Below are 13,077 nucleotides of genomic sequence, written 5' to 3' on the forward strand. Positions count from 1 at the left end.
TCTTCAGGGCAGGGGGCATGGCAGCAGACATCTCGCGGGCCGGGGTCGAGAAGGCCTATGGCCGCTGGGCGCCGGTCTACGATCTCGTGTTCGGCAAGGTGTTTGACGCCGGAAGGCAGTCGACCATCGTGGAGGCCGACCGCATCGGCGGCCGCATCCTCGATGTCGGCGTCGGCACCGGGCTTTCGCTGTCGGATTATGCGCGCACCACAAAAATCTGCGGCGTCGACATCTCCGAGCCGATGCTGCGCAAGGCGCAGGCGCGCGTGCGCGCGATGCGCCTGTCCAATGTCGAAGTGCTCTCGGTGATGGATGCGAAGAATCTCGCCTTCCCCGAAGCCTTCTTCGACGCGGTGGTCGCGCAATATGTCATCACCGCCGTGCCCGATCCCGAAGGCACGCTCGACGAGTTCGTGCGCGTGCTCAAGCCCGGCGGCGAACTGATCCTCGTCAACCACATCGGCGCCGAGAGTGGTTTTCGAAAACTCTCCGAGCTTGCGTTTGCGCCCTTAGCCCGCCGCCTCGGCTGGCGCCCGGAATTCCCGTGGCAGCGCCTGGTCGACTGGGCCGCCAAACACGGCGGCATCACGCTCGCCGAGCGCCGGCCGATGCCCCCGATGGGTCATTTTTCGCTGATCCGCTACGTTAAATCGTGACGAGATTGGCCTCGCGCGCAGCCAAACCGGCGGTGCGCCCCCTCTCCCGCTAGCGGGAGAGGGGCACCGAGTTTGCGGCGGCAATCGAATCTAAATTCGTCGTGATTTGATGCGCGATCACTTCGCGCTTTGGCGGGAACATCGGGCCCAACCCCGGCGTTTCCCTCCCATGCGCAAGACATCAAACCTCATCCTTGCGGGCCTCGTGATCGCCGCCTCCGGCGCCGCGATCGCGCAGGCCCCGCCCGCCCCGGCGACGCCGCCGCAACAGGCCGCGCCGCCGTCCCCGCAGCACGCCACCGACTGCACGCCCTCCGACCGGCTGCGCGGCAGCGCTGCCCCCGACGGCACCACCACCGGCCAGGCCAGGGAACCGCTCGGCGATAAACTTGCCAAATCCGACGGCGTGCTCTGCCCGCCCTCCGGCGTAGACCCCGAAATGCACGCCCCCGCGCCCTCGACCGGCGGCACCATGCCCGTCATCCCGCCCCCCGGCAGCCCCGGCGGCGACCCCTCGGTCAGGCCGAAATAGGCGGTTTTTCGCCTCTAGCGCCTTCGCCTCTCCCCACCGGGGAGAGGCCGGAATCCGCGCAAGGCGCGGATTCCGGGTGAGGGGGGACTCTCCACGAGTCCGGTGCCAAAAAATCGCAGTTTCTCGTGCTAAATCCGCCCGCAACGGCCCTGTCCCGCCGACTTGTCGCGCCGTAGCGTCAGCGAAGGCGGAAGCTTTAGCGAAGGCGGATTGACAGCCCGCCGCCCCCTTCCTTATATGCCGCGCGTTCGCGAGATCGGCCTTATTCGGCCCTCGCGTACCCTGTGGCGGGGTAGCTCAGCTGGTTAGAGCACGGGAATCATAATCCTGGGGTCGGGGGTTCGAGTCCCTCTCCCGCTACCAAATCCCGCGTGATGCTGATTTTGCAACCGCATCTGTCGTCATCTTCCACTCATCAGCGACCGGTCGCCGTTCCGGATTGGAAGCGGCTGCTTTGCGAAGGAATTACGGGAATTACGGTGACAGTGCACTCAACTCACTCAACTGCCATTCCTGCCGCGTCAGTTGACGACGAGGCGGACCGAACGGCGTAATCCGCAAGAAGTTTCGATTGCCAATTGAGTGCACTGCGTAACTGCTGCTGTGGGCGTTCAGTCCTCCGCGCCAGCGTGATGGTCGTTTTGCGCAATCCGGCAGTGCATTTTCTGAGTTGCCGGATCGTTACGTCACCGACTAGTTTCCGAAGACGGTGTTGCGGACAAACTGCACATGTCGAGAAGGCAGTATAAATGAGAAGTGCTATGGAAGGCGTGGCGCGCGGGCACCGCACGGAGAGGCGCGCTCGATGAGGAGTACAAGCGTTCGCGCCGCGGTGGTAGCCGTGCTTCTCGCCGCGGGCTCTGCCGCGCAGGCGCGGGTCACCAGGATCGTTGTCGATCAGACCGTTGCGCTTCCCGATGGGCTGAACGAGAGCTTGACGGGGCACGCCTTTGGCGAACTCGATCCCAACGACCCCATGAACGCGATCATTACCGACATCCAGCTTGCGCCACGCAACAGCCGTGGCCGTGTTGAATACGTGTCCAAGTTTACGCTGACGAAGCCGAGGGACATGGCGAGAGCGAGCGGCGTTCTCTGGTATGACGTCGTCAATCGTGGAAAGCCTGTCGCGGCCAACGTCAGTCCGAGCAGCCTCGGCCCATCAGCGACGAAACCACAGGATCTTGGTCATGTTGCGCTCATCAGCGGTTGGCAAGGAGATATCGCGCAGGCAAGTGACAATTGGACCGTTCAGGTTCCCGTTGCCCGTAATCCCGATGGATCGTCCATCATCGGCGTTGTTCTAGCGCGCATTGCCAACGCGCCCGCAGGATCGAACTCGCGCCCCTTGGGCATGCTCTCGACCCTGATCCCGTATGATGCGGCGAGCCTTGACACGACGAAGGCGCATCTCATTGCCAAGAGCTCGGAGACACGCATTGGTGAAACGGGAGCGCCGAAAGGCGTCGGGCCCGGCGACTGGGCGTTCGCTGACTGCACCAAGACGAAATTCCCTGGCGATCCGAACCCGCGTTCGCTTTGCCTGAAGGATGGATTTGATCCGGGCACCCTTTACGAGCTGGTCTACCAGGCCAAGGATCCGAAGGTGCTCGGGGTCGGCCTAGCTGCGATGCGCGATGTTGCGTCGTTCTTCCGTTTCGAAGCCGCGGATGACGAAGGGACTCTGAACCCGGTTGGCGGCAAAATCCAGCATGCCGTTGTGCAGGGAATCTCTCAATCCGGAAATGCCCTCAAGACGTTTCTCCTTCTCGGGTTCAACGAAGACGAAAAGAAGCGACGAGTATTCGACGGTGCCAACCCGCATATCGCGGGCCGCCTGACATCGATCAATGTGCGCTTTGGCCTACCAAGCGGATCCGGCACCCTCTACGAACCGGGCGGCGAGGGCACGCTGTGGTGGGCCGACTATGCCGACGAAAAACGCGGCCGCCCCCGTTCAAGCCTGCTGGATCGCTGTTCCGCTTCGGACACATGCCCGAAGATTTTCGAGACGTTTGGCGCGAGCGAATACAATGCGCGTCTGATGACAATCGCCGAAACGGGTACCGATGGGAAGGCGGATCTGGGGCTCCCTGCGATCGTCAGGCGCTACTTCTTTCCAGGCACGACCCACGGAGGAGGGGCCGGCGGATTCATCGCGGTCCCACGTCCCGCGGCCGGATGCGTCCTGGCTCAGAATCCCAATCCTGAAGACGAAACGATGAATGCCTTGCAGGTCGCGCTCGTCGATTGGGTGGTGAACGGCACCGAACCTCCGCCCAGTGTCTATCCCACGCTTGCGCATGGTGATCTCGTCGCGAACACGCAGGAAGCCATGAACTTTCCGACGATACCCGGGACACCTTCGCCGACGGGAATGGCCGTCGGCCTGATGGACTACGACTTTGGCCCGGCGCTCAACTATGCCGATTTTTCAGGCGTGATCTCGCGCCAGCCGCCCGCGATCAAGCAAATCATTCCGGCCTTGATGCTCAAGGTGAATGCTGACGGAAACGAGACGGTCGGTGTCGGCTCGGTCCTTCATCAAGTTCCACTCGGGACCTATCTCGGCTGGAATGCGACGGCCAAAGGTTTCTTCAAGGGGCAGCCTTGCGGTGGCGGCCTGACGGGTGGTTACGTTCCCTTCGCCAAGTCGAAAGCCGAACGCCTGTCGTCCAACGATCCGCGCCCATCGCTCGAAGAGCGCTATGGGACGCAGGCCGGCTATCTATGCCTAGTCAAGAAGGTGGCCGACCAGGAGGTCTCTCGACGCTTTCTGCGGAGGGAGGATGCGGATCGTCTGGTGAAGGAGGCGACCGCGGCCGACAATTTTGTCGGTATTCCCGACGACCCCGCGCGCGATGCGCTTGCCGAGAAGCTTTGTGGCCGTTGAAGATCAGGGGCCGCTAGAGCGGGTAGGATGGGAAGAGCACTTGCGAAACCCATCGTGCTTCACCTTTTCCGCAGCTGCCGGCCGCGGCGGCCAACAATCGGTCGCGCCGCGGCAGCGCTGATTGGGCCGTGGCGTGTCTTTTGATCCGTTGTCGGTCATCCGGGCCGCTCGCCGCGTTGCGCCCCTTTCGCCAGAAGACTGCCGGGCGAGCTCCGACATCCGGCTGAGGGCAGGCCCGATTTGTTGAGCTTGCTCACCGCTCCGGCCGGGAGGAAGCTTAGCGGTGCGCGTTAGAGCCGCTCCTGTAAGCTCAAGTCGTGCCGCTGGCGGTTCACTTGTTCTTCGCCTTGGATTGCTTTTTTGGCACCGGGCCCGCTGCGGCTTCCCGCGCCAGCCGCTCTGCCTTCAGCCGCTCTCGATTCTGAGCGAAGGCCTCCTCGGCGAGCGCGTGCTCGGACATTGCCTTCACCGCATCGACTTGGCGGAAGGCCTTGCGTGCTTCACGCTCCGCTTTGCTGATTGGCTTCGGCGGTTGGTGCTCAACAATTGTTTTTGTCATCTTTTCTCGATCCAAACGCTGCTCGAAAGTCGGGTCAATTCTTGCTTGTCGGCCCGGCATCTCGCGCCAGGCGCTCCGCCCTGAGACGCTTATGGTTTTCCTGAAACTCCGGATCGGCGTGGCTGTCCGCTATCGTTTGCCGCGCCCCGATTGGATTTTGCGCCTTTCGGTCCGCTTCATCCGCGACCTGTTGCTCGGCGGAGCGCTTCCGTTTGGTCATTGCTCGATCCTTGCACCTGCAATTTGTCCAGAACTATTCAAACGAATCCTGGGAACCATAATAGGCGCTTGTCGCGCAGGCGGCGACCTCAAAAGTGCAGGGCGTCTAGCCCAACGGTCCCAGCGCCCCGGCGAAGCTGCCACACCAACGCTTCCAGGGGGGAGATTGCAAAGGGCGACAGACCCGCCCCAAACCTGAGGACATCGTTGGACACGGTCGGACCGCAGCGCTGTTTCTGCTTTCATGAGTCTGAGCCGGAGGGCATTGGTTACATTGCGTCACGGCATGCTCTACGCTAGAGCAATCGTAGGTGACTTTAGAGGTAAGCACATGTCATATGCCTATAAGCTGAATGAAGACGTTCGCCACCGGCCCCAAGGTCCACAAGGACGTGCAGCAATTGATCCAGCAATGATTTACACCATCGTTCAATGTATGCCCATCGAGGCAGATGGACGTCTTCGATACCGTATCAAGAGCAAGTCGGAGAATGTCGAGCGAGTCGTAACGGAAGATCAGCTGTCGTACTTTCAGTGACTTGGCGCGCTTGTTGGCAGGAGGAGTTTCGTCGTGCTGAATGATCGAGAAAATATCCTGATTGCGCTTCGAGAGAAGCCGCTCAAAGTCTACGAGGTCATGAAACGCGCCAATGTCGCGAACGAGGAAGCTTGCCAGTCCCTCCTGTTGAAAATGCGAGACGAAGGCTCGGTGAAGTTCGATATCCACAAAGGGCGATGGCTCATCGGATGAGCCGTGAATTGCGGCGACGGTCCAAGCATGCCGTCCTTTTCAGCATGCCTTCCCTTTCAGAATGTCCTCCTCGTAGCTTAAGTCCCTTGCTTGGCCAAGCTGCCAAAGCCACCAGAAGCGCAGTCAGCTGCTCGCCCGTCGGTCAAACCCCCGCCCTGTGTCGCCACCCCCGTCAACCCCTCTCCACAAAAATATTCCACTTTACCGAAATTCGGAAATGACGTATGTGTCGTTCATCCCGGCTTGACCTTGAGGGGCGATCTTGTGTCGTCATTTTTCGCGAGCTGGGCTTGCGGTGGACGCGGCAGCGTCGGGCGCGAGAAGTGCGGGCAGGGCGGATTGCTCTCCGTGAGCCCGAGGCTTCGCGCTAGATGAGCGGCGCTGTCAGGTTCGTCTCGCCAGCATTCTTCCGGCAACGTCGACAACGCCGGGAGATGATGCGGCGAACAAGCGAGCCGTGCGTACGGCAAAACCGTGTGGTCCTGATCGTCGTCGCTACGGTCAAGCTTTCGCGGAGGTGAAGGCCGGCTCAACCGGGCGGGCCTTTGCAGATATTCGCTAGGGTGAGGGAGGCCAGAAGGAATTCGGCTCCCGGGAGAGCGCGGCATAAGCCGTCAACCCACTGCGCAGGGAAGGCCGAGTGATTGGCTACACCTGTATGCTGCTGTGCGGTTCTTTTGCGCTACATCTTCGCGCAGCGGACCGCGGGTGCCAGCCGGCACCCGGCCTTCCCTGCGCCCTCTTGGATAAAGAGGGTGGAGCGACGAAGCAAAGCTCGGGCGAAATGCGCCGCGAGACCGCGATGTCGCGTCTGCGGTCTGAATGCGGATGTCGACGCTCGTGGCTAGTTCCCGATCCATACCGTCATGCCCGGTTCGAGGCCTGCCGGCTCTCCCTGCGGGTCGAGACGCAAACGCAGCGTGTTGCGGTCATGATCGCCAATGACCCGCTCGGCCTGCCAGGTGGCAAAGATTCCGAGCGGCCGCAGTTCGGTGATGACGGCCTTGGTCGCGCCGTCGGCGCCGTTCCGCATCACGCTCGCCGTTTTGCCGATCCCGAGATCCCTCATATGGTCCTCGCGCACATTGAACGAAAGCCATTGCTTGCCCGCCGCCTCGACCATCAGGATCGGTTGACCCGCGCGAACATTCTCGCCGACCTCGGCGGCAATGACGCTGACCACACCGTCGGCCGGCGCGCGCAACACCATCTTGTCGAGGCGCCGTTCGAGCACAGTTACCGCGGCGGCCGCGGCCCGCACCTGCGCGTCGGCGATCGCGCGCTCCTCCCGGGTCGGACCCGCCACGGCCGCATCGTAATTGGCCTGGGCCTCGGCCACGTCGGCGCGCGCACTGGCAACGTCGTTCTCGGCCTGGTCGAGCGATTGCTGCGATTCGAAGCTCTGGCGCGCCAGCGTGCTGGTCCTGGTGAGCTGGGCCTGCACATAATCGAGGCGGGCGCTGGCCTTGGCGATGGCAGCTTTCAGCGAGTCGACCTGTTCGCGGCGGACGCCGGCATAAACATTGTTGCGGTTGGCGGTGGTGGACGCCAGCGCAGCTCGCGCCTGGTCCGCCTGCGCCGTCAACTCCACCGCGGAGAGCCGGGCCAGGATATCGCCCGCGCGCACCTGGGCACCCTTCGCGACCGCAATCGACTGGAGCTGGCCGGTCACCTCCGGCTCCACCCTGACTTCGGTCGTGCGCACGACACCGACGATCGCAGGCGGCGGTTCGGAACGATTTGCGGAATAGATCAAGGCGCCCGCGATGAGCACGAGCGGGATCGCAATCATGGCGGCACGGCTAGCCTTGCGCATGTCCCTGTCCTCTCCTGACGGCAAGCGCCGAAATCACGGCGAGCGCGAAATAGGCCAGCGCCAGCAGCCAGAGGCCGAGCCAGTCATGCGCGACCTCCCAGATGCCGGCCCCGAGCTGGTTGATGCGGACGAGGCCGTCGATCGCGGAGTCGGCCGGGAACAGCCGCCCCAGCGCCTGGACCGCATCAGGGATAGCCTCGCGCGGCCATGCGAAGCCGGCGGTGAAGAACTGGGGCAGACTGGTCGCGAGCAGAAGGAGGGTCGCGTTCTCCGGCCGCGTGAACCACGCCCCGATCGCCTGTCCCATGAAACTCGTCGCCAGCAGGAAAATGGTTGCGAGCGCGAAGATCTGGGGAAGATGGCCGAGTGTCGAGAAGCCGTAGATCCGCGGCAACACGATCAGATAAAGTGCGAGCGCCGGAAGGTAGATGGTCAGATGGGCGACGCCGCGGCCGAGCACGCCGGAGAACGCTCCGCCGGCTCCCGCCAGCGCGCCGCCGGTCAGCATCGCCGCCCCGATCAGCAGGGTTTGCTGGAGGATCAGCACGAAGGCTGCCGGAACGACATAGCTCGCATAGCCGCCGACCGGATTGAAGATCGGTTGCAGCAGAACATCGGCCGGGCTCGAGCTCGCCAGTTTCGCCTTGATGAGGCTTCCGTCCGAGCGGGCGCCGCGCGAGACCAGCTCGGACGTCAACGCGCCGACGGCGGTGGCCACGCCACTTGCGGTCGATCTGAACAAGAACAGGTAGGTGGCGTCGGCGTAGACCGGGATGTGCGCGGTGATGCCCTTGAGCACGTCGCGCTCGGTGTCGGCCGGGATCTCGACGGCGGCAAAGGCGTGCCCGCGATTGACGGCGGTGCGCGCCTCCGCGAGCGTGCGCGCGCGAACCACAACGCTCAATGCGCCGCTCGCATCCAGCGTCTCGACGATCCGGCGGCTGAGATCGCTGAGATCGTTGTCGACGACCGCGATGGGCAGCTTGCGAAGGATCTGGTTCAAATAGGGCTGCGGATAGTAAATGCCGTAAACCAGCGGCGCCAGGAACAGCACGCTGAAGGCGCTGCGCGTTCCCAGCACGCGCCGCCACTCCGCGGTGAAGGCGCCGCCGATGCCGCGCGGTGCGGGCCCGGCCACCGGCTGCTCGTCCGGCCGCGCCGACTCGAACCAGCCTTTGCGCGTGAGGCTCGCCATGCGCAGCAAAGCGACAGCGGCAAACAGCAGCGCCAGTCCCGCAAGCGCCGCGAAGGGAATGGCGGAATCCGAGACCGGCAGCCCCCGCGCGGCTTGTCCGAGCAAAACGGCCATGTACCAGCGCAGCGGCAGGATCGCACCCCAGCCCTGCGCAAACGTGTTCATGCCGATCGTGGGAAAGCCGACGCCCGCGTAGCCGAAGGCGGGCGATGCAACGAGGCCCGCGAGCCCGAGTCCGGTCGCGAGGTCGCGAACCAGGAGCTGGAGCAGGGCGCCCAGCGACAGATAGGCGATGATCAGGAGGGAGCCGGCGGCGACCATCAACGGCAGGTCTCCCCGGAAGGGGATTTCCAGCACGCCCTCCAGGACCAGCGGCTCGGCCAGCATGATCAGGAAGAAGATGCAAAACAGCGGCGCGAGCTTGCCCACAAGCGCGACAACCGGATCGCCTCCAGCGCTTGCGAGCCAGGCCCGCGCGTCGCGACGGCGGAATTCGGAGCCGACGGAATAGCCCGCGGCGAGCGTGATCACCACATGGATGATGGTCGGCAGCAGCGCGCGCAACAGGAACTGCGCATAGTTCTTCTGCGGATTGACCAGCGCGATGGTCTCCGTGGAGAACGTTCCGATCGACGCCGCCGTGGCCGCGGCGCGCTTCGCAGGGGCGGCAACGGCCGCCACGGCAGACAGCCCATCGTTCAGGCCCGAAGAAGCAATGCCGGCCGCGGTCAGAAACTGCTGGTTATAGAACCCGACGATCTGCGGGCGGCGCTGGGCCTTCAGGTCGCGCTCGAAATCCGGCGGGATATGGATGGCCGAGATCGCCCTGCCGGAGCGTATGTCCTGCACGGCGGTGGACAGCGTCCCGGAGCGGTCGACGATCTTCAGGCTCGGCGAGGCCGCGACGTACTCCACCAGGGCCCGCGAGGCATCCGACTTGTCCTCGTCGACGACCGTGACGCCGAGCCCCCGGATGACCGGATGGCTGAAGACCGTGGTGAGAACCGCGAACGCAAACAGCGGCACGCCGAAGATCAGGAGCAGCGCCACGCGATCATGGAACAGCCAGCCGCACTCGCGCCGTACGACCAGCCAGAATCCGGGCTTTGCCGGCCTCATTGCCGTGACCGCCAGTCGAGATAGGCGCTCATCCCAGGTCGCAGCTCGGGCACGGACTGGACCGGGTATGCGCGGATCGAAAACGTCCGCAGGTCGAAATCGCCGGACGCGCGCGTGGCCCGCCAGCTCGCGTATTCACCCTTGGTGGCGATGAGCTTGACCTCGACCGTGATGGGGCGGTCGCCGAGCGCCGGGATGCGGACGTCGAAGCGATCGCCGACCTTCAGGCCTTTGACGAGATCCTCGCGAAGATCGAAATGCACCCAGAGGTCGGCCAGATCGATCAAGGTGACGAGCGGCACGCCGGGCGATACGTATTCGCCAGGCTCCACATTGCGCTGATAGACCTGCGAGGCGACGGGCGCATAGACCACGAGCTGATCGATGATCGATTGGACGCTCTCGATATCGGCGCTGGCCTTTTCGACGTTGCTCCCGGCGATGGCCCGCTCCTCCTTGGTGTAGCCATTGACCGCCTGCTCATAGGCCGATTTCGCCTGGTCGACCGCGCGCTCGCTTTCGTGCAGCGCATCGGTGGCCTGATCGAGGCGGGCCTGCGGCGCGTTGCCTTGATCGGTCAGGGTGTGCGTGCGCTCGAACGTCTTCTGCGCCAGCACCAGCGCCGCCTGCGCCCGCTCCATTTCCGCCTTCCGTGCCGCGATCACTTCCACCCGCGTTCCGACCAGCACGTTGGCAAGCTGGGCGTCTGCAACAGCCTTGGCCGCCTTCATCTGCTCGTGCTTGGCCAGCGTTTCGGGATTGTCGATCTGGACCAGCACCGCGCCCGCAGCAACGTTCTGTCCACGCTGGACGGGAATCTTGCCGACGCGTCCGTCCACACGCGCGGCAATATCGAGCCGCGTTGCATCGACCTCGCCCTGCACGAGCAGTGGCTCAGGCCGCAACAGATAGAAGACAGAAAGTGCGGCAACGGCCACTGCAACGATGCCGACGATGATGGAGGGGGTGTGCGCCGGGCTGTGCGCGCTCTTCTCCTGTCCGTCATTCGGCGCGTCGGGCGCACTCGGGATGTCCTTGTCAGAGCTCGGCGTGTCCATGCCTGACTCCCTTTCTCCTGACCACGAGGGTCATTGACTATATTTCGTTGTCGGGGCCAGTCCAATCTCGATACGCCCGATTTTTTCGAGATCGAAGATCAACCATGTGGCCGGTCGATCGCCCTTGCTTGAAGGTTTGACGCTCCACTTGTTGAAAGCTGCTGCTCTCGCTTCGGTCGTCGTCCCGACGCTCGGCCAATTTCGCCGAGATTGCTGCGAGATGATCTCGAATTAGATGGCTGGCTGCGCCAAGCAAGGGATCAAGCAGCAACATTCCAGCGGTGACATTCCTGTCCAAGCCGTACGTCGGCAATCGCGTCATAGTCGCGGCCACCTGACCAGCTCGTGGTCGGGCCACGATGCAGGTGCGACATGCCAAAAGCCGTCACGAAATCTTCCGCAAACTCCACAGTCTCTCGCCTTTTCGTTCTCGAACTGAATGCGGGTTGCATTCATTTGATGAATGCGGATGGCTCCGATCGCACGACCATCGTGACGGGTTGTCATCTGCCGGACGGCATCGTCGTGGACGTCGACGCGGGCCATATCTACTGGACCAATATGGGCATCCCAAGCCTGAATGACGGGTCGATCGAGCGGGCCGACATCGACGGCAAGAACCGCAAGACGATCGTGCCGCAGGGAGAGACCCACACTCCGAAGCAGATCATTCTCGATAAGAAAGGCGGCAAGCTCTACTGGTGCGATCGCGAGGGCATGCGCCTGATGCGCTGCAATCTCGATGGCTCGCGGCTGGAGACGCTGATCGAGGCCGGGCACGGCGACGCCGATAGCAAGGACCAGACGCGATGGTGCGTCGGGCTGGCGATCGACCCGAAATTCGGACACATCTACTGGACGCAAAAGGGCCCCGACAATGCCGGGCTCGGCCGCATCTTCCGCGCCAATGTCGAAATACCCGCCGGCCAGACCGCAGCCACAAGATCCGACATCGAGATCTTCTACGACGGTCTGCCCGAGCCGATCGATCTGGAGATCGACCACAAGAGTCGGATTCTCTACTGGACCGACCGCGGCGACCCTCCGCGCGGCAACACGGTGAACCGGGCCTCGATCGACAACAAGCCTGCCGAGCCGGAGATCGTGGTGACCCATCTCATGGAGGGGATCGGTATCGCGCTCGACGTTCCGAACGATCGCATGTTCGTGACCGACTTCGCCGGCTCGATTTACTCCGCACGGCTCGATGGATCCGGCGAGCGCAACTTCCTCTTCGCCCAGGGCAATCTCACCGGCATTGCCTATGCCGAAGTCTGATCAACGCATTGGAGAGAAATGACATGACTGACATCAAGCCCATTCGCCGCATCGCCATCATCGGTACCGGTGTGATCGGCGCGAGCTGGAGCTCGCTGTTTCTCGCCAAGGGACTTCAGGTCGTCGCGACCGATATCGCACCGAACGCAGAAGCCGCGCTGAGGAAGTTCGTCGAGACGGCTTGGCCGGCGCTCAAGCGATTGGGCCTGTCGCCCGGAGCGTCGCAGTCGAATCTCAAATTCACGCCCGATATCGCGCAGGCCCTCGCCGGCGCCGACCTAGTCCAGGAGAACGGGCCCGAGCGGATCGAGTTCAAGCAGAAGCTCTATGGTCAGCTCGATGAGCTGTTGCCGCCCGACGTGATCATCGCATCGAGCTCGTCGGGGCTCACCATGAGCGAAATCCAGAAGGGCGCCGCGTCCCATCCCGAGCGCTGCGTCATCGCCCATCCGTTCAATCCGCCCCACTTGATTCCGCTGACGGAGATCGTCGGCGGAGCAAAGACCTCGGAAGCCACGATTCGGCGCGCAGCGGAATTCTACACGTCGATCGGGCAACGGACGGTGCGCCTCAACAAGGAAATGCCGGGGCATGTCGCCAACCGTCTCCAGGCCGCGCTGAGCCGCGAGGTCTATTACCTTGTCGCCGAGGGTGTGGTGAGCGCCGCCGACGTCGACACCGCCCTGAGCTGGGGCCCGGGCCTGCGCTGGGGCGTCATGGGCAGCCTGATGCTCAACCATCTCGGCGGTGGTCCGGGCGGCATCGAGCACTTCTTCCAGCAGTTCACCGGCCCGATGACGGCCTGGTGGAAGACGCTCGGCTCGCCGGTGCTGACGCCGGAGGTGCAAAAGAAGCTCATCGACAGCGTCCATGCCGAGGCCGGATCGCGCACCATCGAGCAGTTGGAGGCGGAGCGCGACGAAGTTCTGCTCGGCCTGATCGAGCTGCGCAAGAAAGCGGCCAAGCCGGGCTGACGAAATCGGCGGCGCCGACGAGACCAT

11 protein-coding genes and 1 tRNA gene are annotated in these 13,077 nt (G+C 63.5%); 6 read left to right on the plus strand and 6 right to left on the minus strand.

What is annotated here, in order from left to right; all coding sequences use genetic code 11:
* Positions 1-17: 17 nt before the first annotated feature.
* The 4 genes from ABIB73_RS08385 (at position 18) to ABIB73_RS08400 (ending at position 4,081) form a co-directional block, all read left to right on the plus strand.
* A complete protein-coding gene (locus ABIB73_RS08385; protein ID WP_354222950.1) occupies positions 18-656 on the plus strand; it encodes a class I SAM-dependent methyltransferase in 639 nt (212 codons plus the stop codon).
* 169 nt (positions 657-825) lie between these two features.
* Positions 826-1,188 (plus strand): hypothetical protein, encoded by a 363-nt coding sequence (locus ABIB73_RS08390; protein ID WP_354222952.1) that lies wholly within the window; start codon positions 826-828, stop codon positions 1,186-1,188.
* A 286-nt stretch (positions 1,189-1,474) separates the two neighbouring features.
* Positions 1,475-1,551, plus strand: a tRNA-Met gene (locus ABIB73_RS08395).
* A 478-nt stretch (positions 1,552-2,029) separates the two neighbouring features.
* A complete protein-coding gene (locus tag ABIB73_RS08400; RefSeq protein ID WP_354222954.1) occupies positions 2,030-4,081 on the plus strand; it encodes an alpha/beta hydrolase domain-containing protein in 2,052 nt (683 codons plus the stop codon).
* 331 nt (positions 4,082-4,412) lie between these two features.
* Here ABIB73_RS08400 and ABIB73_RS08405 read toward each other — a convergent pair whose 3' ends face one another.
* The 6 genes from ABIB73_RS08405 to ABIB73_RS08430 all read right to left on the minus strand — a co-directional run bounded on the left by ABIB73_RS08405 (position 4,413) and on the right by ABIB73_RS08430 (position 10,798).
* Positions 4,413-4,640, minus strand: coding sequence for a hypothetical protein (locus ABIB73_RS08405; protein WP_502918416.1), 228 nt, complete (start codon positions 4,638-4,640; stop codon positions 4,413-4,415).
* 34 nt (positions 4,641-4,674) lie between these two features.
* Positions 4,675-4,860: a hypothetical protein gene (locus ABIB73_RS08410; protein WP_354222958.1), complete on the minus strand. Its 186-nt coding sequence runs from the start codon at positions 4,858-4,860 to the stop codon at positions 4,675-4,677.
* Between the two features lie 333 nt (positions 4,861-5,193).
* On the minus strand, positions 5,194-5,586 hold the full coding sequence (locus ABIB73_RS08415) for a hypothetical protein (RefSeq protein ID WP_354222960.1): 393 nt from the start codon (positions 5,584-5,586) through the stop codon (positions 5,194-5,196).
* Between the two features lie 868 nt (positions 5,587-6,454).
* Positions 6,455-7,426 (minus strand): HlyD family secretion protein, encoded by a 972-nt coding sequence (locus ABIB73_RS08420; RefSeq protein WP_354222962.1) that lies wholly within the window; start codon positions 7,424-7,426, stop codon positions 6,455-6,457.
* A complete protein-coding gene (locus ABIB73_RS08425) occupies positions 7,413-9,740 on the minus strand; it encodes an ABC transporter permease (protein WP_354222964.1) in 2,328 nt (775 codons plus the stop codon). The genes ABIB73_RS08420 and ABIB73_RS08425 overlap by 14 nt, the downstream gene beginning before the upstream one ends.
* Positions 9,737-10,798 carry an HlyD family secretion protein gene (locus ABIB73_RS08430; RefSeq protein WP_354222966.1) on the minus strand — a complete coding sequence of 354 codons (1,062 nt, stop codon included), beginning with the start codon at positions 10,796-10,798 and terminating at the stop codon, positions 9,737-9,739. Before ABIB73_RS08430 ends, ABIB73_RS08425 begins: the two co-directional genes overlap by 4 nt.
* 459 nt (positions 10,799-11,257) lie before the next feature.
* Between ABIB73_RS08430 and ABIB73_RS08435 the strand changes: the two genes are divergently transcribed.
* Both ABIB73_RS08435 and ABIB73_RS08440 read left to right on the plus strand, forming a co-directional pair.
* Positions 11,258-12,076, plus strand: coding sequence for a 3-hydroxyacyl-CoA dehydrogenase (locus tag ABIB73_RS08435; protein ID WP_354222968.1), 819 nt, complete (start codon positions 11,258-11,260; stop codon positions 12,074-12,076).
* Positions 12,077-12,099: 23 nt separating this feature from the next.
* Complete coding sequence (locus ABIB73_RS08440) at positions 12,100-13,050, plus strand: 3-hydroxyacyl-CoA dehydrogenase NAD-binding domain-containing protein (RefSeq protein ID WP_354222970.1); 951 nt, start codon at positions 12,100-12,102, stop codon at positions 13,048-13,050.
* The last annotated feature ends 27 nt before the right edge of the window (positions 13,051-13,077 follow it).

Source organism: Bradyrhizobium sp. F1.4.3 (genome assembly GCF_040548375.1).
GTDB lineage: Bacteria > Pseudomonadota > Alphaproteobacteria > Rhizobiales > Xanthobacteraceae > Bradyrhizobium.